Annotated in this window: 23 protein-coding genes; 12 read left to right on the top strand and 11 right to left on the bottom strand. The window is 60.0% G+C overall.

Annotated elements, in window-relative coordinates:
• Window positions 1–61: 61 nt before the first annotated feature.
• The 7 genes from Q666_RS38375 to Q666_RS38345 form a co-directional block, all read right to left on the bottom strand.
• On the bottom strand, window positions 62–1465 hold the full coding sequence (locus Q666_RS38375) for an HAD family hydrolase (protein ID WP_031269917.1): 1404 nt from the start codon (window positions 1463–1465) through the stop codon (window positions 62–64).
• Window positions 1466–2239: 774 nt separating this feature from the next.
• Window positions 2240–3961 (bottom strand): ABC transporter ATP-binding protein, encoded by a 1722-nt coding sequence (locus Q666_RS38370; protein WP_023002303.1) that lies wholly within the window; start codon window positions 3959–3961, stop codon window positions 2240–2242.
• Between the two features lie 7 nt (window positions 3962–3968).
• Window positions 3969–4946, bottom strand: coding sequence for an ABC transporter permease (locus Q666_RS38365; RefSeq protein WP_023002302.1), 978 nt, complete (start codon window positions 4944–4946; stop codon window positions 3969–3971).
• Between the two features lie 14 nt (window positions 4947–4960).
• Window positions 4961–5935, bottom strand: coding sequence for an ABC transporter permease (locus Q666_RS38360; RefSeq protein WP_023002301.1), 975 nt, complete (start codon window positions 5933–5935; stop codon window positions 4961–4963).
• Window positions 5936–6014: 79 nt separating this feature from the next.
• On the bottom strand, window positions 6015–7598 hold the full coding sequence (locus Q666_RS38355) for an ABC transporter substrate-binding protein (protein ID WP_031269916.1): 1584 nt from the start codon (window positions 7596–7598) through the stop codon (window positions 6015–6017).
• 116 nt (window positions 7599–7714) lie between these two features.
• On the bottom strand, window positions 7715–8884 hold the full coding sequence (argE, locus tag Q666_RS38350) for an acetylornithine deacetylase (RefSeq protein WP_031269914.1): 1170 nt from the start codon (window positions 8882–8884) through the stop codon (window positions 7715–7717).
• A gap of 37 nt (window positions 8885–8921) precedes the next feature.
• Window positions 8922–10700 carry an adenylate/guanylate cyclase domain-containing protein gene (locus tag Q666_RS38345; RefSeq protein WP_031269912.1) on the bottom strand — a complete coding sequence of 593 codons (1779 nt, stop codon included), beginning with the start codon at window positions 10698–10700 and terminating at the stop codon, window positions 8922–8924.
• A gap of 273 nt (window positions 10701–10973) precedes the next feature.
• On the opposite strand from Q666_RS38345, the gene Q666_RS38340 reads away from it, so the two are divergent.
• Window positions 10974–11333 (top strand): ArsC family reductase, encoded by a 360-nt coding sequence (locus tag Q666_RS38340; RefSeq protein WP_023002296.1) that lies wholly within the window; start codon window positions 10974–10976, stop codon window positions 11331–11333.
• A gap of 64 nt (window positions 11334–11397) precedes the next feature.
• On the opposite strand, the gene Q666_RS38335 is transcribed toward Q666_RS38340, so the two are convergent.
• Window positions 11398–11814 carry a D-Ala-D-Ala carboxypeptidase family metallohydrolase gene (locus Q666_RS38335; RefSeq protein ID WP_023002295.1) on the bottom strand — a complete coding sequence of 139 codons (417 nt, stop codon included), beginning with the start codon at window positions 11812–11814 and terminating at the stop codon, window positions 11398–11400.
• Between the two features lie 188 nt (window positions 11815–12002).
• Here Q666_RS38335 and Q666_RS38330 point away from each other — a divergent pair, with 188 nt between their 5' ends.
• The 3 genes from Q666_RS38330 to purU all read left to right on the top strand — a co-directional run bounded on the left by Q666_RS38330 (window position 12003) and on the right by purU (window position 15061).
• Entirely contained in the window at window positions 12003–13319 is a 1317-nt protein-coding gene (locus Q666_RS38330; protein ID WP_031269910.1) for an aspartate aminotransferase family protein, read from the top strand.
• Window positions 13320–13321: 2 nt separating this feature from the next.
• Window positions 13322–14131 (top strand): 3-keto-5-aminohexanoate cleavage protein, encoded by an 810-nt coding sequence (locus tag Q666_RS38325; RefSeq protein WP_023002293.1) that lies wholly within the window; start codon window positions 13322–13324, stop codon window positions 14129–14131.
• Between the two features lie 72 nt (window positions 14132–14203).
• Window positions 14204–15061 (top strand): formyltetrahydrofolate deformylase, encoded by an 858-nt coding sequence (gene purU, locus Q666_RS38320; protein ID WP_023002292.1) that lies wholly within the window; start codon window positions 14204–14206, stop codon window positions 15059–15061.
• Between the two features lie 100 nt (window positions 15062–15161).
• Here the strand turns inward: purU and Q666_RS38315 are convergent, their stop codons facing one another.
• The gene (locus Q666_RS38315; protein ID WP_023002291.1) at window positions 15162–16088 is read right to left on the bottom strand and encodes a LysR family transcriptional regulator; all 927 of its coding nucleotides are present in this window, start codon (window positions 16086–16088) and stop codon (window positions 15162–15164) included.
• 95 nt (window positions 16089–16183) lie between these two features.
• Here Q666_RS38315 and Q666_RS65845 point away from each other — a divergent pair, with 95 nt between their 5' ends.
• Window positions 16184–16420 (top strand): hypothetical protein, encoded by a 237-nt coding sequence (locus Q666_RS65845; RefSeq protein ID WP_152533273.1) that lies wholly within the window; start codon window positions 16184–16186, stop codon window positions 16418–16420.
• A 111-nt stretch (window positions 16421–16531) separates the two neighbouring features.
• Here Q666_RS65845 and Q666_RS38310 read toward each other — a convergent pair whose 3' ends face one another.
• Complete coding sequence (locus Q666_RS38310; protein ID WP_051990070.1) at window positions 16532–17059, bottom strand: TetR/AcrR family transcriptional regulator; 528 nt, start codon at window positions 17057–17059, stop codon at window positions 16532–16534.
• Here Q666_RS38310 and Q666_RS38305 point away from each other — a divergent pair.
• Window positions 17039–17911: a DUF1295 domain-containing protein gene (locus Q666_RS38305; RefSeq protein WP_208993969.1), complete on the top strand. Its 873-nt coding sequence runs from the start codon at window positions 17039–17041 to the stop codon at window positions 17909–17911. The genes Q666_RS38310 and Q666_RS38305 overlap by 21 nt on opposite strands.
• Window positions 17912–17924: 13 nt before the next feature.
• Here Q666_RS38305 and Q666_RS38300 read toward each other — a convergent pair whose 3' ends face one another.
• The gene (locus tag Q666_RS38300; RefSeq protein ID WP_023002287.1) at window positions 17925–18521 is read right to left on the bottom strand and encodes a LysE family translocator; all 597 of its coding nucleotides are present in this window, start codon (window positions 18519–18521) and stop codon (window positions 17925–17927) included.
• A gap of 106 nt (window positions 18522–18627) precedes the next feature.
• On the opposite strand from Q666_RS38300, the gene Q666_RS38295 reads away from it, so the two are divergent.
• The 6 genes from Q666_RS38295 to Q666_RS38270 all read left to right on the top strand — a co-directional run bounded on the left by Q666_RS38295 (window position 18628) and on the right by Q666_RS38270 (window position 24926).
• Entirely contained in the window at window positions 18628–20037 is a 1410-nt protein-coding gene (locus tag Q666_RS38295; protein WP_208993968.1) for a PLP-dependent aminotransferase family protein, read from the top strand.
• A gap of 127 nt (window positions 20038–20164) precedes the next feature.
• Complete coding sequence (locus Q666_RS38290) at window positions 20165–20944, top strand: ABC transporter ATP-binding protein (protein WP_023002285.1); 780 nt, start codon at window positions 20165–20167, stop codon at window positions 20942–20944.
• A complete protein-coding gene (locus Q666_RS38285; protein ID WP_023002284.1) occupies window positions 20941–21549 on the top strand; it encodes an energy-coupling factor transporter transmembrane protein EcfT in 609 nt (202 codons plus the stop codon). The genes Q666_RS38290 and Q666_RS38285 overlap by 4 nt, the downstream gene beginning before the upstream one ends.
• A gap of 145 nt (window positions 21550–21694) precedes the next feature.
• Window positions 21695–22249: a BioY family transporter gene (locus Q666_RS38280; protein ID WP_031269905.1), complete on the top strand. Its 555-nt coding sequence runs from the start codon at window positions 21695–21697 to the stop codon at window positions 22247–22249.
• 26 nt (window positions 22250–22275) lie between these two features.
• The gene (locus Q666_RS38275; RefSeq protein WP_023002282.1) at window positions 22276–23730 is read left to right on the top strand and encodes an AMP-binding protein; all 1455 of its coding nucleotides are present in this window, start codon (window positions 22276–22278) and stop codon (window positions 23728–23730) included.
• Window positions 23727–24926 (top strand): thiolase family protein, encoded by a 1200-nt coding sequence (locus Q666_RS38270; RefSeq protein WP_023002281.1) that lies wholly within the window; start codon window positions 23727–23729, stop codon window positions 24924–24926. Before Q666_RS38275 ends, Q666_RS38270 begins: the two co-directional genes overlap by 4 nt.
• The last annotated feature ends 93 nt before the right edge of the window (window positions 24927–25019 follow it).

The following is a 25019-nucleotide window of genomic DNA, read 5'->3' as shown; positions in this document are numbered from 1 at the left end:
TCCATGAGGCTGTAAAGGCGCTGAAACCCGATTTCGGTTCCACAATCTGAGAATGCGCGCGTCATGTATTCCGGTGCAGCGTATCTGCAATGGAAAATCGGGCAAATGTCCAAAGAACGGCAAGACAGACAGCGAAAAGAACGGGTGCGGCCGACAGCGGAAGGAGGGTCAAGGCACCGCACAGGCCGGCGAAAAGCCAGAGACCTGACAGCAGCCGGCGGGCGTGCACGGCCAGCAGATTGCGGCGCATGGCCAGCGCCTTCAGGGCAGGGAAGGCACCAATGTCGTCGGTATCGCTGACAGCAAGGGGGGAATGCCTTGCATCCGTCCCGTCCTTTCCGGGCGTGGCGCCTTCGCGCAGTTCCAGCGCCATACGGTCCTGCGACAGGGTCAGGACAAGGGGAGGCATGTCCGGAAAGCAGCGGGAGGCGGCCTCGGGCGCGGTTTCTCCCGGCTTCGGATCGTTGGTCAGCTCTAGGCCAAGCATGCCCGCCAGCGCGCTGCGTGTGTTGGGGCTGTCACCACTGAACAACCACGGCACGAGGCCCTCTTTGCGCAGGGCCATCCCCGCAACGCCGGCGTCCTGACGCAATGTGCCTTCCAGACCTAAAACACCCACGACGCGTCCCCCGACAGCGACACGCAGCACCGTCTTGCCGTCTGCTTCCAGCGACCGGGCAATGGCGTCGGCGGTAAAACTGTCGATCTTGAGGCGCTTCAGGAGGTCCGTCGTGCCGATCACCACGGTCTGTCCGCCGAGCAGCGCAACAACACCCAAACCAGGTGTCGGTTCGAACCGGTCCGGCATCTTGAGGGCGACTTGCCACTGGCTGGCCAGTTCGCGCAGGGCCTGGGCGACCGGATGGGATGATCCGGCCTCAGCGGAGGCGGCAACGGCCAGGAGCGTTTTCGGCTCGTTGTTGAAGGCCATGACATTGGTGACCATCAGGTTGGGTCCTGACATCACGGCAGCCTTGTCGATGAGGATATCGCGGGCATGAGCGACCTTGGTGAAGGCGCCGGGGGCAATGTCACGGGCGCCTGCCGCCAGTGCTGCCTTGTGAAAGACCTTGTCCGCGAATGCGTTGATTCCGTCGATCAGTTGCGGCCAGGAAAGAAGCAGCGCGGCTGCAAGAGCGGCCGGGGCCTCGGTCCTGTCGAGGACCCACCACCAGGTACCGGCAGCCAGCAGCGCCAACAAGACAGACCATGCCGCTTGTGGCACTCCGCTGAGGTCACCCCTTGGTGGCAGCAGAACCACACCGAACGCCCGCAGCACCATCAGGAAAGCTGCGGCAAGGGCAGGTGCATTGGACTGGGGCGATGTCGGACCGGACAGGAGGAGGCCGGTCGAAACGGCAAGCAATCCGGTGCTGACCAGCGCCGTGAAAAGCGTCAAGGGCCGGCCGACAGAGGTGTTGAGCGAAAAAGAGAGGCCGAGAAGCGAAAAAATCGCGGAAAACATGCTGAAAATTAAGGCGCTGTAGGAACCGAAAACCAAAACTGACGTTGCGGCGTCAGAGGGTTCTCCGCCTGCTGTTGCCAGAGCCAGAACAAGGCACACTACGGCAATGATAAGAAAAAACGCCCAAAGAACTGAAATCAATGATGTTTTCGGCATAGCCGGTCGGCTCTCGTATCTGGAATTCTTCTGCTGGAACCGGGTCGTGGGCCAACTGGAGATACAAACGGCACGCCCTGGGGACCGTCTGAAAATGCGGGAGCGGCCGGAGACAGGCAATGCCGCAGAGTCAGTTCGGTAAGCATGTTGCCTGTCCCAGTCGCAGTGCATCGGAATGGGTGCTGACCATTTGTGCAGCGTGGAACTTGAGCGAAACTGAATTGCAGGTAGTATAAAAGGGTAATTTTTTAAACGGCCTGCAAGTATTGAGGGCCTGTATTTAATAGTCCTCTGGACGAAGATTATTTCGGGGTGTGGTATATTAATGGGAGAGCCGAAAGGCTCTCCCTTTTACGTTTTGGTGCGCCGGAAAAACATGGTTAACATCTGTTAACAATCGGGTCCGGACTGAAAATCAGAATGAATCTATTTGGGTGCAGATCGTAGTGGCGCTCTGGGCGGCAAAAACTGCCCGGTTCGGACTGGATTGTGACTAACGTTTTGCGGTCACCGGAGAATCGGGGTGGGGCTTGGAGTCAAGTCAGCGACTCGGCCGAATCCGAAAAAAGACTCATCTACAAAGACTTGGGAAGGCCGGCGACAACGCCGCCGGACATTTCAGGCCGTTGCGAGGTTTGCCCGCGACAGCAACTCCAGTGACGGCATCAGGTTCAGGAGTTCGCGTGTATAGGGGTGTTGCGGCGCTTCGAAGAGCTGGTCGCAGTCTGCCACCTCGCACAACTCGCCATGGCGCATGACGCCGATGCGGCTGCACATCTGCCGGATCACGGCCAGATCGTGGCTGATGAACAGCATGGTCAGCCCAAGTTCTTCCTGAAGATCCTTCAAAAGGTTCAGGATCTGTGCCTGGATCGACACGTCGAGTGCCGAGGTGGGCTCGTCACAGATCAGGAACCTGGGCCGCGTCGCGAGCGCTCGCGCGATGGAGATGCGCTGGCGCTGACCGCCGGAAAACTCGTGCGGAAATTTCCTGCCGGCCGCCGCGCCCAGACCGACATGATCGAGCAGGTCATCGACGATCTGGCGCACTTCCGCATTGCTTGACGCCAGACGGTGGAACTTGATCGGTTCCGCGATGATGTCGCTGACGCGCATGCGGGCATTCAGCGAGGAATAGGGATCCTGAAAGATCATCTGCATCTGGCGGCGCATCGCCAGGACGTCCTTGCGATTCTTGAGCGACGTCAGCTCGGTCTTGCCGAACAGGATCGACCCTCCGGTCGGCTGGTAGAGGCCGGTGATCAGGCGCGCGATGGTCGATTTGCCCGACCCGCTCTCGCCGACAAGACCGAAGGTCTCGCCTTCGTTGATGTCGAAACTGACCTTCTTGACCGCCTGGAAGTATTTGCGCTTGGACGGGAAGATCGAGCCACGGGTCTCGAACCGCATGTCGAGGTCCGTTGCCTTGACCAGCGGGCCGGACACTTTTTCATAGTCACGTGCCTTGCCGAGCCAGTGTGTGGCGATGTCGATCTGCTTCTGTGGCGTGCCGGCCTTTTCGATGTAGTTGACCACGGGAAACCGCTCGACCTTGATATCAGGGCGTGGCACGGCGGAAATCAGGCTCTGGGTGTAGGGGTGTTCCGGAGCGCCCAGCACCTGGGTCGTCTCGCCGTATTCCACCAGTTCACCGTGGTACATCACCGCCACATGGTCCGTGATGTCGGCAATCACGCCCATGTCATGGGTGATCACCAGCATGGCGACGTTACGCTCCCGGCAAAGCTTCCTCATCAGTTCAAGGATCTGCGCCTGGATGGAAACGTCGAGCGCGGTTGTCGGCTCGTCCGCGATCACCAGTTCAGGTTCCGCACACAGCGCAAGCGCGATGACCACCCTTTGGCGCATGCCGCCGGAAAACTGATGCGGATACTGCTTGATGCGTTCGGGCGCATCTGGAATGCCCACGGCCTCAATCAGTTCGATCGCGCGCTGGCGGGCCTGCGATCCTGAGAGCGGCAAATGGGTGCGGATCGTCTCCACAAGCTGGCTTTCCACCGTCTGCAGCGGATCGAGAGACGTCAGTGGATCCTGGAAAATCATGCCGATCTTTCGGCCGCGCAAACGACGCTTTTCCTTGTAAGGCAATTGGTCGATGCGCTTGCCGTGAAGATAGACTTCACCGCCGGCTATGTGTCCGGGTTCCTGCAGCAGCCCGATCACCGCGTTGCCGACTGTCGACTTGCCTGCACCCGATTCTCCGACGACGCCGAGAACCTTGCCGGCATCGACGCTCAAGGTAACGTCATCGACGGCGACGAAGACGGATTTTCGGCCCGGAAACTCGACCCTCAGGTCCTTGATATCGAGAACGCTCATACCGGCCTCACCTGAGTTTCGGGTTGAGGGCGTCGCGCAGCCAGTCGCCCAGAAGGTTGACGTTCAGCACCAGCAGGGCCAGTGCAAGGCCCGGGAAGATCGCGATCCACCACTCCCCCGAATAGAGGAAATCGTTGCCGATGGCGATCAATGTGCCGAGGGACGGCTGTGTAGGCGGCATGCCGACACCCAGGAACGAGAGCGTCGCTTCGGTCACGATGGCAAGTGCCAGGTTGATGGTCGCGATCACCAGCACCGGTCCGGTGACGTTCGGCAGGATATGGCGCACCATGATGATGACCGAGGGAATGCCGATCACGCGGGCGGCCTGAACATATTCCTTGTTCTTCTCCACCATGGTGGAACCGCGAACCGTGCGCGCATATTGCACCCAGAAGGACAGCGCCAGCGACACGATCAGAATGTAGAAGGCGAAGACCTCCCGGTCGATCGCGCCGAAAATGCCATGCGCGACACCGTCGATCAGAAGGGCGATCAGAATGGCCGGAAACGTCAGCTGAACGTCGGCAATCCGCATGATGATCGCATCTACCCGCCCACCCATGTAGCCCGCGACCAGCCCCAGCGAGATGCCGATGAAGGCGGCGACGACAACAGAGCAGAAGCCAACGATCAGCGAAATTCGCATGCCGTAGAAGATGCCGGAGAGCATATCGCGGCCCTGATCGTCCGTTCCCAGGAGGAAACGGGGATCGGCATATTCCATCCAGACCGGCGGAACGCGGGCGTCCATGATGGAAATCGATGCCAGGTCGAACGGATCATGTGGAGCGATCCACGGCGCCAGGAACGCAAGGAGGAACAGGATTGCCGTGCCGGTGGCAGCGACAACGGTGACCTTCGATTTCAGGAACGAATGAAAGAGGTCGCTGTCGAGAGCGCGGGCCATTCGCCCCGGTTCCTTGACCGGCGCCGCCCTGTCCTGGACGCTGGATTTTGCTTCTTCGTTGGTGACGAAAGGCATGGCGTCGGTCTCCCTTATGGCCGACCGACCCGCAGACGCGGATCGATGAAGAAGTAAAGGATGTCGACGATGAAATTGATCGTCACGAACAGGAAGGCAGTCAGCAGCAAATAGGCGGACATGATCGGAATATCGACGTTCTGCACGGCCTGCAGGAACATCAGGCCCATGCCGGGCCACTGGAAAACGGTCTCGGTGATGGTCGCGAAAGCGATGATCGCGCCAAGCTGCAGCCCGGTGATGGTGATGACCGGAACGAGCGTGTTCTTGAGGGCATGCCGGAAGTTCACCAGCCGGTCCGGCAGACCGCGCGCCCGGGCGAACTTGATGTAATCGGTCCGGATGACTTCCAGCATCTCGGCTCGGATCAACCGCATGATCAGGGTCATCTGGTAGAGGCCGAGCGTGATGGAGGGCAGGATCAGCGCCTTCAGGCCGGAGATGGTCAGAAAGCCGGTCGTCCACCAGGATCCGATCTGCACGGTCTCGCCGCGTCCGAAGCTCGGCAGCCACTGCAGCGTAACGGAAAACAGGAAGATCAGCAGGATACCGATGAAGAACGTCGGCAGCGAAATGCCGATCAGCGAAACTGACAGAAACAGCTTGGAAACGGGCGATTCCCGATTGAGCCCGGCGTAGATGCCCATGGGAATGCCGACAACGAGCGCAAACACCGCAGACGCGAAGCTGAGTTCGAGTGTGGCTGGGATGCGCTTGGCGAAAAGCTCGGAAACCGGCTGACGGAACTGGTAGGACGTGCCGAAATCGAATTGCGCGGCCTTGGTGACGAAACGGAAGAACTGGACCGGAACCGGGTCGTTCAGACCCAGGCGCTCGCGCAGGGCCTCCCGTTCTTCGATCGAGGTTTCGATGCCGACCATCTGGTTGATGGGATCGCCGACAAAGCGGAACATGGTGAACGCGAGAAGGGCGACCACCAGCATGACAATCATCGCCTGCACGATGCGGCGCGTTGCAAATCCAATCATTTCGGCTCTTTGAATGCTTTAGTCATGAAAATACGCCCCCGGCGGAGTTGCCGGGAGCGTCATTTGCTGTGCTTCAGGATCAGTTCTTGGTCACGAAGCGGAACTGGAACTGGTTGTCGGCACGCTGGACAAGGTCCAGCTTGTCGGAAACGCCCCATGCCAGGCTCTGCTGGTGCAGCGGGAGGTAGTAGGCGTTCTCGTGGCTGATGCGGAAAGCTTCAGCAATCATGGCGTCACGCTTTTCCGGATCGATCTCGACCAGGATTTCATCGGTCAGCTGGTCGATCTTCTCGTCGCAGAAGCCACCGTTGTTGAACGGCGAACCTTTGCCGGATTCGTCGCGGCAGTTCATCAGGTTGTCCAGAACGTTCCAGCTGTCGAAGGATCCGGGGGTCCAGCCAAGCAGGTAGAACGACGTATCGTAACCACCGGAAGCAAGGATCTTGGCGAAGTATTTCGCCTTTGGCTGGGCGTTGAGGTTCACCTTCACGCCGATACGGGCCAGCATGGCGGCAACCGCCTGGCAGATTGCCTCGTCGTTGACGTAGCGGTCATTCGGGCAATCCATGCCGATGGAAAAGCCGTCTGCATAGCCGGCTTCGGCCAGCAGTGCTTTGGCGGCTTCCGGGTCATAGGGATAACGCTCGAAATCGGCCGACTTGGAGAACAGCAGCGGCGAAACCATCAGGGCAGACGGGTTGGACAGGTCCCGCATGACCTTCTTCTTGATCCCCTCGATGTCGATCGCCTGGTAGAAGGCCTTGCGCACCCGGGCATCCTTGAGCGGGTTCTTGCCCTTGACGTCGGAATAGAGCAGCTCGTCGCGCATCTGGTCCATGCCAAGGAAGATCGTGCGTAGTTCCGGGCCGGTCAGCGCCTTGGTTCCCGCATTGTCGTTGATGCGTTTGATGTCCTGCACCGGGATCGGGTAGACCATGTCCATCTCGCCGGACAGCAGCGCGGCAACGCGCGTTGCATCGGAACCGATCGGCGTGAATTCCACCGTGTCGATGTTGTGCTTGGCTTCGTCCCACCAGCCGTCGTATTTTTCATAGACGGTCTTCACGCCGGCTTCATGGCTGACGATCTTGAACGGGCCGGTACCATTTGCATTGAGCGCGGCATGGTTCGCAGAAGTGTCGGACGCCGAGGTGACTTTCACCGCGTCGTTCTCCGTCGTCCACTCCTTGTCCATGATGTAGAACGTGTCCCACTCGTAATGCAGGATCGGGTTCGGACCGGTGAGAACGAAATCGACCGTGTAGTCGTCAACAATCTCGACCTTGGCATCAGCCGGGACGCGGGTGGTCAGGTCAGACCCTTCCGAGCGCACGCGGTCGACGGAAAAGGCAACGTCTTCGGCAGTGAAATCGCTGCCGTTGTGAAACTTTACGCCCTTGCGCAGGTGGAAACGCCAGCGGTTCGGATCGACGATTTCCCAGCTCTCGGCCAGGGCCGGTTCAATGGCCAGATCCGGACCACGGCGCGTCAGGCCTTCATAGGTATTGCCGAGCGACGACAGGGTGAAGGTCTCGTTGAGACTGTAGGGATCAAGCGCGTTCAGTGCACCCTGAAAGGCAAATTTCAGCGTTTCAGCATGAACAGCAGTCCCCGTTCCCGCCGCAAACAGCGCTGCGGCGATGACAATTTTTCTTTTGTTCATAGTCCCCTCGTTTTCCGGTTTCGGCTTTGCTCCACGGCCGCACCCCCCTGCCAGGACCATGCGGCCATGTTGTCAAAAACGACTATGACATCGTAAATCTCTGTGTTCAAACCCGTTTAGCTGTCAAATTGCGACATTCTGTCAATCAGCTTGTCGAGGAAGGCGGCGCAGCGGTCGAGTTCGGAAAGCTCGATAAATTCGTCGGGCTGATGGGCCTGATCGATGGATCCGGGACCGCAGACCACGGTCGAAAGTCCGTGATCCTGGAAGATCCCGCCTTCGGTGGCATAGACCACGACGTTGCGGCTGTTGTCGCCGGTCAGACGCCTGGCGGTCGTTTCCGCCAGTCCGTCCGGTTCCTCTCCCAGCCCGGGCACATAGGCAAGTTCTCTTACTTCGATGGCGCAGTCCGGCGAGATCGCATTCATTCCCGGCAGAACCTCATTTTCGATGAACGCCCGGTAGGCGGCGACCCAGTCCTTCGCGTGTTCACCCGGCAGCAGACGGATATCAGTCACGAATTCGCAGTGCTGGGCCGTGATGTTGTGCGCCTGGCCGCCGGAAATGGTGCCGCAATGCAAGGTGGTGTAGGGCGGTTCGAACGGGCAGTCCGGATCGGCCTTGGCCCGGTTCTCCGCGGTTCTGGCATCCAGCCATCCGATCAGCCTGGCCGCTGCCGAAATCGCCGAAACACCCCGGTGCAACTGGCTGGAATGGACCGGGTGACCCTGGATGCGCGTCTTCAGTACCGTAATGCCCTTGTGGCCCGTAACGACCTTCATGCTGGTCGGTTCGCCCACAATCACCACCGAAGGGCGCGGGCCGTTTGCCAGCATTTCAGGGATCAGCACCCTGGCCCCGTCGCAGCCGGTTTCCTCGTCATAGGACAGCGCGATATGGATGGGCCGTCTGAGCGGTGCATTCAGAAAATCCGGGACCTTGGCAAGCACAGTTGCCGCGAAGCCTTTCATATCTGCCGCGCCACGGCCGTAGAGGCGGCCGTTTTCCTCCCAGGCGGAAAAAGGATCTTGAGACCAGTTCTGACCCGCCACCGGAACGACATCGGTGTGGGCGGACAGGACCGTTCCGCCGTCGATATCCGGACCGATGAGGGCATAAAGAGCGGCCTTTTGGCCCGTTTCATCCAGCGCCCGCCCTGAAGCGACACCCCATTGGCTGAGATAGTCTTCGACGAAGGTGATCAGATCGAGGTTGCTTCGATCCGAAACGGTGTTGAAGGAGATCAGCTTCTCCAGCATTTCCCGAGGCGTGTAGGTCCGGCTCACGTGGTCTCCAGAGGTTTTGTGACAGGGAGGATTGGTCTCAGGCGGGAACGGCGTCAGCGAGATGGAGACCATCTAAGCTTTTCACCGCAAGGATTTGCAAGGGGATTTCCTTGCCGCGCACCTTGATCTCGGCCTCTTCGGCACCGTCAATCCGCGCGCCTGCGGCATCGACAACAGCTTTGGAAACAACCATGAAGCTGCCGTGGTTCTTGTTCTCCGTTTCCAGCCGGCTTGCGGTGTTGACCACGTCGCCAAGCGCAGTCAGCCCACCGCGCTTGCCTGCTGTTCCGGCGGCGCCGATGCGGCCAAGAATCGCGGGCCCCAGATGCAGGCCAATGCCGAGCCGGATCGGATCGCGAAACTGCGGACCCTTCTCCTTGTCGAGTGATTTCATGACCTTCTCGATACGGCGGCAGGCGGCAAGAGCCTGCCGGGCGCCGGTTTCCGCGTTGCTGTCCATGCCGAAGATGGCCATGATGCCGTCACCAATGAACTTGTCGACATAGCCGCCCTCCTCCCGGATCGCGGCGGAGGCCTGGTCCAGATAGCTGTTGAGCAGATAAACCACGTCATAGGCGAGCTGGCTTTCGGTGATGCCGGTGAAATTGCGCAGGTCCACGAACATGACCACCACATCCTGCTCGACGCCCCAGTAATAGGCGTCCTTCAGGTGTTCGCCGATAATTGCACTGGCCTTGACCGGTACAAGGGGCTGCACTTCCACGTTGCTTTCCGGGCGCGCCTGGCAGGCCAGCCGAATGTCGCTTCCCGCGCCGATCCGCGTCAGTACCGCAGCTTCGGCAACACTCGGTTTCGGCAAGGTTTCGCCGCCCTCCAGAATTTTTACTCGGCAGGTGGAGCATCTGGCCCGCCCGCCGCACACCGATGCGATCGGTATGTCGTTCATGCGGCTGATTTCCAGCAGCGTTGCGCCCGGTTGCGCCTTCACCGTCAGTCCGCCTGGATAGACCACGGTCAGGCTGCGCGCTTTCAGGCTGAGAAGGTAACGGATCAGGATGGCCAACAGGCTGACGGCAATCAGGCCGAACACGACCGCCCGGAACTGAACGACGACCTCGCTGGCCCACAATTGCTGGTCCGGAGTGATTCGGAGAGTTACCTCACGGCTGAGGGCCAGCCGGCGGGCACCTTCAATCCAGCCCCAGATGGCAAGCACCGGCATCGCAAAGGCAAACCCGGCCGCCAACGGCTTCAGCTTCTGGTAAACTGGATAAAGGCGCAGGAAGAAGTGCAGGCCGATCATGGCGTGGGTCCACACCATGAGCAGCAGAATAGACTGATTGACCGCCGCATTCGGCCACAGCAGCGTCAGCATCTGCTCGTAGAGCGGCAGGAAGCCGAACTCCTTGGCAACGCCCATGGTCGTGGTGACATGCGGTATCAGGAGCCAGGGAATGTAAAGACCGAGGGCGAGCTGCAGAAGCTCCCAACGGGACATCTTCAACGTTCGCCGTTTGCTTGTCCGCCACAAGGCGAGCAGCACATGGGTCAGCGCGGCGAGGATGAGGATAGTTTCGCCAAGCGGGCTTCTCCAGACCCAGTAGTGCCAGACCGAGGCCTGGTCCATGGCCTGGAAGGAAATGATGCCGAGGGCGTGATTTGAAAAATGGCTGAGGCAGAAAGTGAACAGGATCAGGCCGCTCCACAGCCGGAGCCGCTGACGCCAGTTCCCTCCGGCGACCATGACACTGTCGGACTTCTTGCCCGGTCTTGCAGCCGAAGCGGACTTTTCAGAAGATTTGGCGGCCGTCGCGGGCCTGTTTGGCCGGCTTGTGCCGGGGGCCTCTTCCTGCATGTATTTTCAGTCTCCGGTCTGGCCGTTCCGGCCTTCTGCCGGTCTGCCCTGTCAATTGCCACTTGAAGCGCGGGGGGCAGCCGAGGTCAAGGAGGCAAAAAGGAAATGCGGTGAACTGCCCGTGAAGGCACGCGCAACGTGGAAAACTCCTCGGCATGCGAGCACTGTCAGGTCAAATTTCGCAAAATTTCGGGTTTTCTTCGGCTATGACCTTGCATCCCGGGCGTCAGTCGGCACATTCCGGGCCGGACATCCAACAACCGGGAAGAGGCGATGAAGGTCTACGGCATCAAGAACTGCGACACCGTCAAGAAGGCGCGGAAGTTTCTGGAAGAGGCCGGCGTGCCTTATGAGTTCCACGACTACAAGAAGGATGGCGTCGATGCCGATCGACTTGCCGGCTTTGTCGGTGAATTCGGATGGGAGTCTATCCTGAACAAGCGCGGCACCACGTGGCGGCGCCTGGACGAAGCAACACAGGACAGCGTTGTCGACGCCAAGAGCGCGCTCGACGTGATGATCGAGAACCCGTCCGTTATCAAAAGGCCGATCGTGGCAGGCGAAACCAAGAATTTCGTCGGCTTTGACCCTGTCGCCTGGGAAATGGCACTGGAACTGGGCGAACTGAAGTAGCGTTTGCCGCCACTGGCCAATCAGGCCCGGTAGATACCGGGCCGGGCTTTTGCCTGCCAGGCGGTTACCAGGTCCGGCGCGGGCCGGTGTCGATGTGGTAGTGGCCGGAAGAATAGTGCTTGTATCCGCCAACTTCCGGCTGTGATTTCAAGAAGGCAATGACGGACGACGGGTTGCCACGGACCGAAAAATCGACCGCCCGGCAGTTGAGGTGATAGGAATCCCTGGCGCCACCCTTCCACCAGTTCTCAAGCCACCAGCGCTTGGTCGAGCTGACAGTCACTTTGCCATAGCGGGATGCAACCCGGTTTAGAACCTTCTTCAGCTTGCGCGGCACGCACCAGGAACTGTCGTTATAGTCGATGGAATTGTGGGATGCGGTCATCCAGCCCATGCCGGTAACACCGGCGACGGTTCCGCAGCCGGCAAGTGTGACTGTCAATCCTAGGAATACGATCCAGGCGGTGAGGCGCTGACGCATGACGGGCGGCCTTCGGTTACTGATTACAATCTCGTCCCCCGCGCGCAGGCTGATTGAATTTTATTAAAATTCTAATGAAAAACGTGGTTAACGCGCTTTCGAAACAAATGTTTCAGGAACTAACATTTTCTGATACAAATGCGTCAACCCAATGCGGGCTGTCCCGTCAGTTGTCGGATGCGTTTGCGATGTCTCATGTTTTTCCCCGCCACACCAAAGCCGATCTCCCCGTCGCAGTAACAGGGGATGGTTGCTACATTCTCGATCGGTCCGGAAAGAAATATTTCGATGGATCCGGCGGCGCCGCGGTCTCCTGTCTCGGGCACAGCGATCCGGATGTGATCGCTGCCATCAAGGCCCAGGTGGACCGGATCGCCTTCGCCCATACAGGCTTTTTCACCAGCGAACCTGCAGAGGAACTGGCGGATCTCCTGATCGGAAAAGCACCGGGCAATCTGGACCGCGTCTATTTCGTCTCCGGTGGATCGGAAGCCATGGAGGCGGCGCTGAAGCTGGCGCGTCAGTATTTCCTGGAGAAGGGTGAAGCGTCGCGGCACCGGGTAATTGCCCGCAGGCAGAGCTACCACGGCAATACGCTTGGTGCGCTGGCAACCGGCGGCAACCAGTGGCGGCGGGAGCCTTTTGCACCGTTGATGATCGATACCACCCATATTGCCCCCTGTTACGAGTATCGGGATCGCCGCGAGGGGGAAACCGCCTTCGACTACGGTCAGCGGATCGCCAACGAACTGGAGGCGGAAATCCTTCGGCTCGGGCCGGAAAACGTCATGGCTTTCGTTGCAGAACCGGTTGTCGGTGCGACGGCGGGTGCCCTGCCGCCGGTCGAAGGTTATTTCAAGCGGATCCGGGAGATTTGCGATAATTACGGCGTGCTTCTGATCCTGGACGAGGTCATGTGCGGCATGGGCCGCACCGGCACCCTGTTCGCCTGTGAGCAGGATGGTGTCGCGCCGGATATTCTATGCATCGCGAAAGGGCTCGGAGCCGGCTATCAGCCGGTCGGTGCCATGCTGTGCACCGCTGCCATTTACGAAGCCATCGAGACCGGATCGGGCTTTTTCCAGCATGGCCACACATACATCGGCCATCCGACCGCCTGCGCCGCCGCGCTCGCCGTGTTCAGGAAACTGACCGGCGGCGTTGCCGACCAGGTGATGCCGATGGGCGAGAAACTGACGACGGCGCTTAACGATGCTTTCGGTCAGCACCCGCATGTTGGTGATATTCGCGGCCGCGGACTTTTCCGGGGCATCGAAATCGTCGAGGACCGGGCCAGCAAGGCGCCGTTTGATCCGAAGAAGGGCGTCAACAAGGCGCTCAAGAAGGCAGCATTCGAGGCCGGTCTAATCTGCTACCCGATGGGCGGGACGATTGATGGGGTGAGCGGCGACCATATCCTGCTGGCGCCGCCTTTCATTCTTCAGGACACCCATGTCGGAGAGATCACCGACAAGCTCAACCAGGCGTTCAAGGCGGTCTTCTGAACATGAGTGCGCTTTTTGTTCCGCCTCCTTTGTCATTGATCATGGTGGCTCCCAACGGTGCCCGCCGGACCAAGGCGGATCATTCCGCCCTGCCGATGACCATCGCTGAAACGGTGGTGGCGGCAAAGGCGTGTCTTGAGGTTGGAGCCGGTGCGCTTCATGCCCACGTACGCGACCTTACCGGTGCCCATGTGCTTGACGCCGGGCTTTATCGTGAACTCTTGTCGGAAATGCGTGTTGCGGTGCCGCAAATGCAGGTTCAAATCACCACGGAAGCTGTTGGAAAATACACTCCGGAAGAGCAACGCGAACTGGTCTACAGGGTCAAGCCGGATGCGGTCTCCGTCGCGATCCGCGAGATGGTTCCGGAAGGCGGGGAAGACCAGGCAAAAGCCTTTTACCACTGGGCGTTCGACCATGAATGTGCGGTCCAGCATATCGTCTACAGCGCGGATGATCTGGACCGGTTTTTCGACCTGGCGGCAGCCGGCACCCTGGCAGGGGAAAGCCATCAGCTGCTGTTCGTTCTGGGGCGCTATGCGGCAGGCCAGGAAAGCGCACCGGAAGATCTGGTGCCGTTTCTGGAAAAGCTCGCGGAACGCGGCAAGGGGCAGTCGCTGGACTGGGCGGTCTGCGCTTTCGGACACCGCGAGACGGAGTGTCTGGTGGAGGCGGTCCGGCGGGGCGGCAAGACCAGGATCGGTTTTGAAAACGGCCTGTGGAACAGGACCGGAGAACGCGCGATAGACAATGCCGACCGGGTCAGCGATCTGGTATCGGCCCTGAAGGAACACAGTCTGATGCCTGCCTGATCGTTCGGGCCGGCATCCGGCACGAAGCAAAATCAGCGGGCTGCGGCCCTCAAGGTTGGAGACTGGAAAATCATGGCGGATAGCCTTTACGTTCTGACGCTGTCCTGCGCGGACAAGCCTGGCATTGTGGCGGCAGTCACGACGGAACTGGCGGATTTTGGTGCCAATATTGCCGAAAGTGACCAGTTCTGGGACCGGGTAACCAACCAGTTCTTCCTGCGTATTGCCATTCTGGCTCCGGAAGGCGTGACCCTGGAAAGCGTTCAGAGGGCGCTTGACCCGGTCATCAGCCGTTTCGACATGAAGGCCAAACTGGTCGACACGGCCAAACGGCCGAAGGTCATCGTCATGGTGTCCAAATTCGACCATGCCATGTTGCACCTTCTCTACCAGATCCGCGTCGGCTGGATGGATGCCGAAGTGGTCGCGATCGTTTCCAACCACACCGACAGCCAGCGCACGGCCGAGCACGAAGGCATTCCGTACCACCATTGGCCGGTGAACAAGGAAAACAAGGCCGAGCAGGAAGAGAAACTGCTGAAGCTGGTCAAGGAAACCGGAGCCGATCTGGTGGTTCTCGCCCGCTACATGCAGGTGCTTTCCGACAGCCTTTCCAAGCGTCTGTTCGGCAAGATCATCAACATCCACCACTCCTTCCTGCCGAGCTTCAAGGGCGCTAAGCCCTATCACCAGGCGCATGCTCGCGGCGTCAAGATGATCGGGGCCACCGCTCACTATGTGACGCCGGATCTCGATGAAGGCCCGATCATCGAGCAGGACGCCGAACGGGTAAGCCATGCGCTCTCCGCGGACGATTTCGTCGCCCGTGGCCGCGACATCGAATCCCGCGTGCTGGCCCGTGCCGTCAAATACCACCTGGAAAACCGGGTGATGATCGTCGGCAACAAGACCATCGTGTTTACGCCGTAAGGCAGGCCTTGGTGCCCGAAAAGCAATTGGCCCCGGTCGTCCGATGGATGGCCGGGGCTTTTTCATAATCCGGAAGCTTGGGTTGGGAGGACGAGTGTCCTCAGGCAACCACTGCCATCGGCGCGGTGACAGGCATGCCGTCGCGCTTCAGTTCCGCATGAACCCAGTCGCGGAACAGGCGGACCTTGCGGCTGGTGCGCAGGGCGGGCGGGTAACTCATGTACCAGCTTTCGTCATCGGCATGGCAGGTCAGCTTGAACGGCTGGATCAGCTGGCCGTTTTCAAGGGCGGTCTTGCAGAAATAAGGGGTCAGGATCGCGACGCCCTGTCCTGCGATCGCCCGGTTGGCCTCGAGCGCCTGTGACCCCATGCGCGAGCTAGGGTGACCGCTCAGGTCGACATTCGGCAGTCCCGCTGCCTCGAACCACATCTGCCACCACGGGTCCTGAGGATCGACCAGCGGCAATTTCAGAATGTCCTCGGGCTTTTTGACGCCGCCGATCGTGTCCGCAAGCTTCGGGCTCAGCATCGGTGTAAAGTCCGCGCGCACGATTTCATGGGCGAGCCAGTTTTTCGGAGGGGCCTTGCAGGCGGAGATCACGACGTCGGATTCGTTGAACTCCGGTTCAGCATGCGGGCCATAGGGAACGATGCGCACGCCCACGTCCGGGTTCTGCATCTGGAACTCGAACAGGCGATTTGACAGCCAGTTGACCGCAAACGTGGTGTTGCTGGAGACGACAAGCTGGCCGGCATTCTTTTCGGAAATATCCTCGAAGGCACTGCGAAGCGAGGAGAACGCATCCACCACCCGCGCCGCCAGTTGCCCGCCATTGTCAGTCAGCTCGATCTTGCGGGCCTTGCGGGTGAACAGCTGAAAGCCGAGACGATCTTCCAGGATCTTGATCTGGTAGCTGACAGCCGCCTGGGTCATGCCCAACTCGTCGCCGGCCTTGGTAAAACTCAGGTGCCGACTTGCAGCTTCAAAGGCCCGGATTGCGGAAAGTGGTGGCAAATTCACTGACATGCATAAGTCTCCCTTATGCGTGTCTATCGAATTTTCGTTGGTAAGACAACCGGAACCCGCCGATATGTAACTCACAAGAAACAGGAGTTATAGACGTGTTCAGGCTCTCCCAGACGAAATCGGGCTGCGCGACCCATCAGCAAGACTTGGGCTTTTCATTAAGGTCGCTTATCGGTTCTCTGTTCGCAAAGATGGCAACCCGTGGCCGCAAGCGTGTGAACGTGGCTCATCTGCCGGACGAGCTGCGCCGGGATATCGGGCTTGGCCCCAACCCGCATGAAACGTCGTTCGAGGCGCGTTGGCAAAAGGAACTGAAGGACCTGCAGCGGTAGAGTTTACCCGCTGCCTGACCTTCACCCGGCCGCGGTCTCCCCTGTGGCCGGTCGGGCAGATCCGGCAGGCGCATGCTGCCGGATCTGTCTCGCTTCACGCAGTGCCTCCGGTCAGGTCAGTTTCTTGAGCGCCGGCAGAATGGTCTCATAATCCAGCGTGCCGCCGGTGAAATGGCGCATCAGCAAGGTGCCCATTAAAAGGCACAGCACGCTGTCGGCCGCCTCGCTCCCCGCCAGGCTTCGAACGTGCCCGCGCAGCTGGTCGTTGGCGAGCTTCATTGCCGGGTCACTGGCGATTTCTTCCCCCGTCTTGCCGCGCAGGTAGTCGAACAGCAGCGAGATTTCGGCTGCAAATCCAGGCTCCAGGCTCCGGGCAAAGTCAACCAGTGCTGACGCGGGCACCTGTGAAGCATCATTCGCGCCGGCCTCTGACGTCATCTGCGCCATGACTGTTTCGGTGCAGGCCAGGAACAGGCTCTTCTTGTTTGGAAAGTAGTGATAGAGCGCGCTTTTCGACAATCCCAGGGCTTCCGCAACGCGGCGCATGCCAAGGCCGGAGTAGCCGAGTTCGGAAAAAAGCGGCGCAGCCCTGCGCGCAAGTTCCAGCCGGTAGGCCTCGTGATCGATCTGTTTCGGCATTATTTCGTCCAGTTGGTCGATAAACATATTGACCACCTGAAGGTGCGTCGTCTAGATCTCTTTTTAGTCCAGTTGGACGAAAATAAATTGACGGTCCACAAGCTCAAAAAATCGAGCTGTCGGATCGAAGGAGTATTCATGGCGCAATCTGGAGGCGTGAGCCGCGAGCACGAAAGGTCCCTGCTGCAAAAATGTGTCTTCGCAGCACTTCACCTCATCTGTGTGCTCTTAAGCATCTGGCTTCTTCTGGGCGGTGGATGGGTACGGGTCGGTGCCTGGTTCGGGCTGGAACTCACCCTCGCCGATCCGCAGCGTGGTCTGCTCCTGCTTGCCTGCACTCTGCTCTATTTTGCCCGCCATATGTTGACCCTGTTCTACCTGCTTGCCCGGAAGGTGGCTTTTCCGGAGGTCTTTGGACTGGGGGCCTTCATCGCCTTCTTCGAAATCGGCTTTTTGTTGCTCGGCAGCGGCGCCTTTCGGCAGGCCGCCGTACCCTTCTCTGTTCTCGATGGTGTGGCGCTTGCAATGGTGGTCGGCGGTTCGCTTCTCAACAGCTGGTCGGAACTGCAGCGCAAGTGGTGGAAACGTAATCCCGCCCATCACGGTCAATGCTACACCGGGGGCCTTTTCGCCTCATCGATGCATATCAACTATTTCGGCGACACGGTGCTGTTCACAGGCTGGGCTCTGCTCACCCACAATCTTGCGGCACTTGCCGTGCCGGCATTCATGGCGGTTTCCTTCGTGGTCTTTCATATCCCGGCGCTCGATGCCTATCTTTCGCGGAGATATGGCCCGCAATTCGACGCCTATGCAGCCAGCACGCGCAAGTTCATCCCGTTTGTTTATTGACTGACATGCAGCCTCAGATCAGCAATGCCCAAACAGTCGCCGCCAACATGGCGATTGCCATGGTCACCGTAATGGCTCGCATGAGCGGGCCTTCGCCGATCAGGGCGAGAATCGACACGCCAACCAGGGCCCAAAGGGAATGAAACACCATCCCGCCAAGGGTAAAGCCCGCCACCAGGATCATCGCGTTTTCGTGTATCCCGAGCCCGTTGCCGGCCAGGAAGGTTGAAAAGGCAACCAGGTTCATGGCCCAGGTTTTCGGGCTGAGCGGGTGTATCAGCAACCCTTCCCAGAAACTGGGCAGCGCGACCTCGCCCTTCGGCTTGACGCTGAGGCAAACGATCCGCCAGGCAAGATAGGTCATATAGGCCATGCTCAGCACCTTGAAGACAGTCACCACCGTGCCGCCTCCGGCCATCACATGGCCAAGGCCATAGGCAACGCTGAGCTTGAGCGGCAAAGATCCGATCTGCGAGGCGACAATCACGGGAAAGGCGGTGCGGTACCCTGCGGATGCGCCGATGGCCAGAAAGGTCAGGTTGCCCGGACCGGGTGTCCCGGTCATGACGATGACGAACACCGCGAAGGCGAGGAACGTGGCGTAATCCATGGGTATCTCCAGACACAGTATCGAGTGTTTCGATACAATCGATACAAAATAGCGGAGATACTAATTGTCTTGAGGTATTGTATCAGTCAATGATAACATTGTTCTCATGACAATGTGGATCCCGAACATCGAAGCGGCCGGTGGCCCGATCTATCTGGCGATCGCGGACGCGTTGGAAGCCGACATCAAGACCGGGGCGCTTGCCCAGGGCGACAGGCTGCCGCCGCAGCGCGAACTCGCCTATCAGCTTGGCGTGACGCTCGGCACCATTACCCGAGCCTACGGCGAAGCGGAGCGGCGCAGGCTGGTGAAGGGAGAAACCGGACGGGGCACCTACATTGCCTCTGAAACCCAGAAGGTTTCGCCCCTTGCCCCGAAGGAAGACGAGCCGGAAACCTGCGATCTGGCGCGAAACTTTGCCTATCCGCATCTCAACCCGAGTCTTTCCGACGGGCTGACGCGGATGGCGCGCACGGTGGGGATCGACCGGTTGAACGGGTTCGTACCGTCTGAAGGGCTGAAGGCGCATCGCGAAACCGGGGCTCTCGTCTTCAAGGACTACGGTCTGGAAGCCGATCCGGACCGGGTCGCGGTTACCTGTGGCGCGCAGCACGGAATTCAGGTCACCTGCCAGGCCCTGTTCCGCCCGGGCGATGCGGTTGCCGTCGACCGGTTCACCTATCCGTCAATCTTCAGTTCCTTTGCCAGCATCGGCCTGAAGCCGGTGCCTTTGCCCGCATTGATACGGGCCGATGGCGGCTTCGGTGCCATGGATCCGGCAGCGCTTGCCCAGGCTGCGAAGACGCATGGTGTCAAGGGCGTGTTCCTGATGCCGAACATGCAGAACCCGACCACCCACACCATGTCTGTCGAAGAACGGCAGGATCTGGTGGCGGTTGCCCGGCAATTCGACCTGAAGATCGTCGAGGACGATCCCTATACGCCTTTTCTGCCGGAAGCCCTGCCCGCCTTCGGTGCGCTGGCGCCGGAGCGCACGGCCTCAATCGCCAGTATCTCCAAGGTCTGTTCACCCGGAAGCCGGATTGGCTTCGTCCATGTGCCCGGGCCTTTCGGTGACAGCATTCGCAACAAGATCGGTGAAAGCACCTGGATGGCCTCCCCCATCACGGCAGAACTGATTGCCGGCTGGGTGCGCGAGGGACATCTGTTCAAGACGCTGCGCCTGAAGCGCAAGGCAAACCGCACAAGGTTCCTGGCAGCGCGTGAATTGCTCGCGCCGCATTTCCTGCAGAGCGACGTCAACAAGGTGTTCGGCTGGCTGCGCCTGCCGGAAACCGTCGATCCCGACGCGCTTCAGAACGCGCTCGGACACCAGGGCATTTCGGTCTTGTCATCCCGGTATTTTCAGGCGAAGGACCACCTGCCGGCGCCCTATCTGCGCCTGACCTTCGGATCCGAACAGTCCGACGACCGTTTCCGCTGGGCCCTCCAGCGCATCAGATCCACCATCGGCCAATTGGCCGAATTGCCCGATCTCACCCGCCCGGTAGGGTAAGGCCTTGCGGTAATGTGTGATTTTGCCAGGCACCTGTCAGTCTTTGACAAGCCGGCAGATCCGACCGATAAGCTGCGCGCAAAACAGGACCGGCCCTTGCAAGGAGTGCCGTCCGCGACGAGGTGACATGGCATTCTGGCCCAAAAGCAGGAAACTCAAGGACAGGCCCAGTGTCTGTAATCCCGACGCCAGTCCCTACGCGGTCTTCGATCGGGTTGGCCTGAGTGTCGGCAAGGAGCATATCCTGCAGGATCTCACCTTGCAGCTTGCCGAAGACCGGATCGGCATCATCGGCCTGAACGGGTCCGGCAAGAGCTCTCTTGTACGCCTGTTGAACGGGTTGCGTACGCCGACGAGCGGCGACCTCACGCTTTTTGGAGCCCCCTCCGCCGAGGCGGAACTGGAGTTGCCGCGTCATGTCGGCTTCGTGTTCCAGAACCCGGATCATCAGGCCATTTTTCCCACGGTGGAAGAAGAGATCGCCTTTGGCCTCACCCAACTCGGGGCCGGCAAGGAAGAAAGCCGCAGCCGCGCGCGGGCGTTCCTCGCCCTGCATGGCTGTGAGGGGCTGGCCGGCAAACCGATCACGGAACTTTCAGGCGGTCAGAAACAGCTCGTCTGCATCCTGGCGGTTCTGGTCATGGAGCCGCGCCTATTGGTGCTGGACGAGCCGATGGCCAGCCTCGATGCACTGACGACAGTGCGGATCCGCCAGAAAATCCTGTCACTGCCGCAGAAGATCGTTCTCGTCAGTCACGATCTCAGCCAGTTCGACGGTTTCGACAGACTGCTCTGGCTGGAGGACGGACGTTTGCGCATGGATGGCGCGCCGGATGCGGTTCGGGCGGCCTTTCAGGAAGACGTCGTCTCGCGGCAGGGCATGAATGTGGAGGTTGCCGAGCTATGATGTCGGTCTATCTCCAGGGCAACAGCTGGGCCCACCGGATGCCCGCGGGCCTGAAGCTTCTGGCTGTTGCCGTCGCCAGCCTGCTGCTGCTGCGATACACATCATTTTGGGTTCTGCTGCCGGCTCTTGCAGGTGTTCTCCTGTGTTATGCCTCCCTCGGGCGCGAGGGACTGGCGCAACTGAAGCTCCTGCGGGCAATGTCGTTTCTGCTTGCCGTGCTGCTGGCGCTTCACTGGGTGTCCGGAAGCCTTCTGGAAGGGGTTACGATCATCCTGCGGCTTGCGATCATGATCCTGGCTGCAAACTTCGTTTCGGTGACCACCCGCATGGACGATATGCTGAATGCCGTCCAGCCGCTGTTCAGGCCGCTCGAGTTCCTCGGTTTCTCTCCTCGCAAACCGGCGCTGGGCGTTGCACTGGTGCTTCGCTTCGCGCCCTACATGCTCGTCGTTTTCGGTCAACTACGCGAAGCCTGGCAGGCGCGAACAGGCACGCGAAATTCGTGGCGTCTGCTGGCGCCTTTCGCCATTCAGTCCCTGAGCATGTCGGATCACGTTGCCGAGGCATTGAAGGCGCGCGGCGGCTCGGAAGGCTTGTCAAGATGACCGAAAAGAAGCTCCATATGGCTGGCATTCGGCCAAAAACTGGGATATCCCGCCCACAGATGACGTTGCCTGACCCTCATGTGGTAAGATCCGCGCGAGGTTGAACGGCAGCGCCCTTGTTAACGAGAAGAAGGTCGATTTCATCATGGCTGACAGGTCTCTTGTGCACGTTGCTTTCTATGCCGCGCTGATTGCCGCCCTGGGGCTGGTTCCGCCGGTGGCGATCGCCTTTCTCGGCGGTGTGCCGATCACGGCGCAGACCCTCGGTGTCATGCTGGCCGGTGTCATGCTCGGCCCCATCCGCGGTGCGCTTGCCGTGCTGCTATTCCTGTTTCTCGTCGCGCTGGGCTTGCCGTTCCTGTCCGGCGGCCGCGGTGGTCTTGGCGTCTTCATGGGTCCGTCGGTCGGTTTTCTGATCGGCTGGCCGGTCGGAGCTCTCGTGGCCGGCTTGATCATGCAGTCGACCCGCGAGCTGAACATTCTGGTGTCTTCGGCAATAGCGGCTGCGGTCGGCGGCATTCTGGTGGTCTACGCTTTCGGCATCCCGGGCGTTGCCATCATGGCCGGACTTTCTCTTCCGAAAGCCGCGCTTGGCAGCGCAATCTATATTCCCGGTGACCTGGTCAAGGTCGCACTTACGGCGCTCATCGTTCAGACCGTCGCACGCGGCCTGCCGGGTGCCGTGTTGTCCCGGTCTTAAGTCCGAAGATCCAGCAAGGCCACATCATGGCCTTCGTCGGCGACAGTCTCGACCGGTTTGCCAGTGAGAAAGCCACTGGGGCCGCACTCACATGCGGTCCGAATTCTCTCTCCTGGCAGGAGCTTGCAGTCCGGATCAACCGGATCGAGGCAGTGCTTTGTGATCGGACCGACCATGCAAGCTATGTGGTTCTGCGTCTTCGGGACCCTGCGGACCTGGTCGTCTGCTTCTTTGCCTGCGCCCGCACCGGGCGTGTCGCCACGGTCATGGACCCGGACTGGCCTTCGGCCCAGGCATCAGCAGTTCTGGAAGCGATCGGGCCAGATCTCGTCATCGATGACCAGTCACTGCCGGTGTTGCTGACGGCTGGTACCGGTTCCACTGAAACACGAAGATCACCGGAAACTCCACCTGAGATCCTGCCGGACGAAGACGACCTCTTTTATGCAGGCTTCACCTCCGGTTCCAGCGGTGTCCCCAAGGGCTATGTGCGCTCTCACAGATCGTGGCTCGAAAGCTTCAAACTGTCGGCACAGGCCTTCGGTATTTCGAAAGGCAGCCGCGTCGTCCTGCCCGGGCAGCTCACGCATTCACTTCACCTTTATGGCGCTGTCTGCGGCCTCGCCTGCGGCCAGCAGGTGGTGCTCACGCCGCGGTTCGATCCGCGCGTCGTCCTGAGAGAGCTTGGCAGCGCCCCCGAAGGCTCTGTCCTTTATGCAACGCCGACCCAGCTGCACTTTCTGGCCGAGGCTGCCCGGCGCAGCGGTCCCATCGCTGCGGTGAAACAGGTTCTTGCGAGCGGGGCCAAATGGCGTGAAGCCGACCGGCAGGCCTTGAAGTCGGTTTTCCCCGAGGCACGCCTTTTCGAATTCTACGGGGCTTCGGAAACCAGCTTCATCACGCTGTCCTCACCTGAGGACAATGTCCCTGCAGGCTCGGTCGGGTGTGCCGCGCAAGGGGTCGATATCGTGATCGGTGACCCTTCGTCCCCCGCTGCCCCTGGCCGGGCCGGGCCGGTCTGGGTGCGGAGCGGACTGCTGTTTTCGCACTATATAAGCGGCACATCCCCGGACACGCTCTGGCGGGACGGTTGGCTCACCGTCGGCGATCACGGTTTTCTCGATGAGCGAGGCTTCCTGTTTCTGACAGGACGGGAAAACCGCATGGTCATCACTTCCGGGCTGAATGTCTATCCGGAAGAGGTTGAGGCCGTATTGGCCGAGCATCCCTCCGTTGCCCTTGCAGTCGTCGCAGGGGTAGCGGATCAGGTGCGCGGTCACCGGCTGGAGGCGGTGGTTGAGCTGGGTGCGCCTTTGGCGGGGTCAGAGCAGATCTTGCTGCGCCATTGCCGCGAACGTCTCGCACCCGGCAAGGTGCCGAGGCATATTCACATCAGGGCAAAGATGCCGCTGACGCCAGGGGGCAAGCCGGATATTCGGAAGGTCGTGGCCGATTTGGCGAAAACCGGAGGCAGCGGGTGACGCAGACACGCAAGGCAGTGATCGCAGCAGCACGGCGGACGGCGGTTTGCCCGCGCGGTGGCGCACTTGCCTTGTTTCAGGCCGACGAGCTTGCCGCACCCGTTCTTGCACAGCTCGTCGTTGACGCCGGAATAGAGCCAGAAGAGGTCGACTGCGTCTTTCTGGGCAATGCTCTTTATGGTGGCGGCAATCCGGCCCGCCTTGCCGCGCTTCGCGCCGGGTTGCCTCAAACGGTTCCCGCTCTCACCATCGATACGCAGTGCTGCTCGGGACTTGATGCGATCGTCATGGGCGCAAGATTGATCGAGGCAGGTGCGGCGGACATTGTTCTGGCAGGAGGAGCGGAAAGCTTCAGCCGGTCGCCGATCCGGATGACCAGACCTGTCGATCCGGCAGCTCCACCCGTTGCTTACGACCGTCCTGCTTTCGCGCCCGCGCCATTCGGCGACCCGGATCTTGCAGATGCAGCTGCAAGGCTCGCCGCTGAAACGGGAACGTCACGAGAAGATCAGGCGGTCTTTGCTGTCACCTCACACGACAAGGCGAGGTCGGCAAGGGACTACCTTCGCGGACGTCTGGTCAATGCCGGAGGGAAACTTCCGGAAGAGGACGGGTTCACGAGACACCTTTCGCTCAAGACAGCCCTCAGGGCACCGCTTCTGAACGGCGATCAGGAAACCGGTCTCAGTGCCGCAACGATTGCCTGCGAGGCAGACGGCGCTGCCGCCGTATTGCTGATGTCCGAGGGGGCCTTTCAAGAACGCTTTCATCTGAAATCAAGTGAGAGCCGGATGACAGGCCTGAAAATACTTGCGAGCCGAAGTGCCGGCGGTAACCCCGCCGAACCGGCTCTGGTTCCGATAGAGGTGGCGAAGGCCATGTTCGCAGAACTGGGTATGGATGCGACGGAGCTGGCTGCAACAGAACTCATGGAAGCCTATGCGGTTCAGGCAAAGGTGACAGCAGCGCACCTGGGTCTTGAATCTGAAGGTCTGAACCGGATGGGCGGCGCACTTGCAAGGGGGCATCCGATCGGCGCATCAGGAGCAATTCTGGCTGTGCACCTGTTTGAAGTGCTGACACGCAAGGAGACCCCTGCGGAAGGTGCCCGGAACGTGGGCATGGCGCTCATTGCGGCAGCTGGTGGACTGGGCTCTGGGATAGTGGTTTCGCCTGCTGTGCGCAAAGGTGGATAACTATTAAGTATCTGAAATATTATGTCTTTTCGAGTTTGATGAAAGTTTTTTCGCTTTTTTTGATTTTTTTCGAAAACCGGTGTTGACGGGTTG

The sequence above is a fragment of the Labrenzia sp. C1B70 genome (assembly GCF_000475395.1).
Lineage (GTDB): Bacteria > Pseudomonadota > Alphaproteobacteria > Rhizobiales > Stappiaceae > Roseibium > Roseibium algicola.
This window is presented reverse-complemented; position numbering and strand designations above follow the sequence as displayed.

What these genes read in the sequence shown, in the direction of transcription:
- Q666_RS38375 (WP_031269917.1), bottom strand. Translation starts at nt 1,465, where the DNA reads ATGTTTTCCGCGATTTTTTCGCTTCTCGGCCTCTCTTTTTCGCTCAAC.
- Q666_RS38370 (WP_023002303.1), bottom strand. Translation starts at nt 3,961, where the DNA reads ATGAGCGTTCTCGATATCAAGGACCTGAGGGTCGAGTTTCCGGGCCGA.
- Q666_RS38365 (WP_023002302.1), bottom strand. Translation starts at nt 4,946, where the DNA reads ATGCCTTTCGTCACCAACGAAGAAGCAAAATCCAGCGTCCAGGACAGG.
- Q666_RS38360 (WP_023002301.1), bottom strand. Translation starts at nt 5,935, where the DNA reads ATGATTGGATTTGCAACGCGCCGCATCGTGCAGGCGATGATTGTCATG.
- Q666_RS38355 (WP_031269916.1), bottom strand. Translation starts at nt 7,598, where the DNA reads ATGAACAAAAGAAAAATTGTCATCGCCGCAGCGCTGTTTGCGGCGGGA.
- Q666_RS38345 (WP_031269912.1), bottom strand. Translation starts at nt 10,700, where the DNA reads ATGCAGGAAGAGGCCCCCGGCACAAGCCGGCCAAACAGGCCCGCGACG.
- Q666_RS38340 (WP_023002296.1), top strand. Translation starts at nt 10,974, where the DNA reads ATGAAGGTCTACGGCATCAAGAACTGCGACACCGTCAAGAAGGCGCGG.
- Q666_RS38335 (WP_023002295.1), bottom strand. Translation starts at nt 11,814, where the DNA reads ATGCGTCAGCGCCTCACCGCCTGGATCGTATTCCTAGGATTGACAGTC.
- Q666_RS38330 (WP_031269910.1), top strand. Translation starts at nt 12,003, where the DNA reads ATGTCTCATGTTTTTCCCCGCCACACCAAAGCCGATCTCCCCGTCGCA.
- Q666_RS38325 (WP_023002293.1), top strand. Translation starts at nt 13,322, where the DNA reads ATGAGTGCGCTTTTTGTTCCGCCTCCTTTGTCATTGATCATGGTGGCT.
- purU (WP_023002292.1), top strand. Translation starts at nt 14,204, where the DNA reads ATGGCGGATAGCCTTTACGTTCTGACGCTGTCCTGCGCGGACAAGCCT.
- Q666_RS38315 (WP_023002291.1), bottom strand. Translation starts at nt 16,088, where the DNA reads ATGTCAGTGAATTTGCCACCACTTTCCGCAATCCGGGCCTTTGAAGCT.
- Q666_RS38310 (WP_051990070.1), bottom strand. Translation starts at nt 17,059, where the DNA reads ATGCCGAAACAGATCGATCACGAGGCCTACCGGCTGGAACTTGCGCGC.
- Q666_RS38300 (WP_023002287.1), bottom strand. Translation starts at nt 18,521, where the DNA reads ATGGATTACGCCACGTTCCTCGCCTTCGCGGTGTTCGTCATCGTCATG.
- Q666_RS38295 (WP_208993968.1), top strand. Translation starts at nt 18,628, where the DNA reads ATGACAATGTGGATCCCGAACATCGAAGCGGCCGGTGGCCCGATCTAT.
- Q666_RS38290 (WP_023002285.1), top strand. Translation starts at nt 20,165, where the DNA reads ATGGCATTCTGGCCCAAAAGCAGGAAACTCAAGGACAGGCCCAGTGTC.
- Q666_RS38285 (WP_023002284.1), top strand. Translation starts at nt 20,941, where the DNA reads ATGATGTCGGTCTATCTCCAGGGCAACAGCTGGGCCCACCGGATGCCC.
- Q666_RS38280 (WP_031269905.1), top strand. Translation starts at nt 21,695, where the DNA reads ATGGCTGACAGGTCTCTTGTGCACGTTGCTTTCTATGCCGCGCTGATT.
- Q666_RS38275 (WP_023002282.1), top strand. Translation starts at nt 22,276, where the DNA reads ATGGCCTTCGTCGGCGACAGTCTCGACCGGTTTGCCAGTGAGAAAGCC.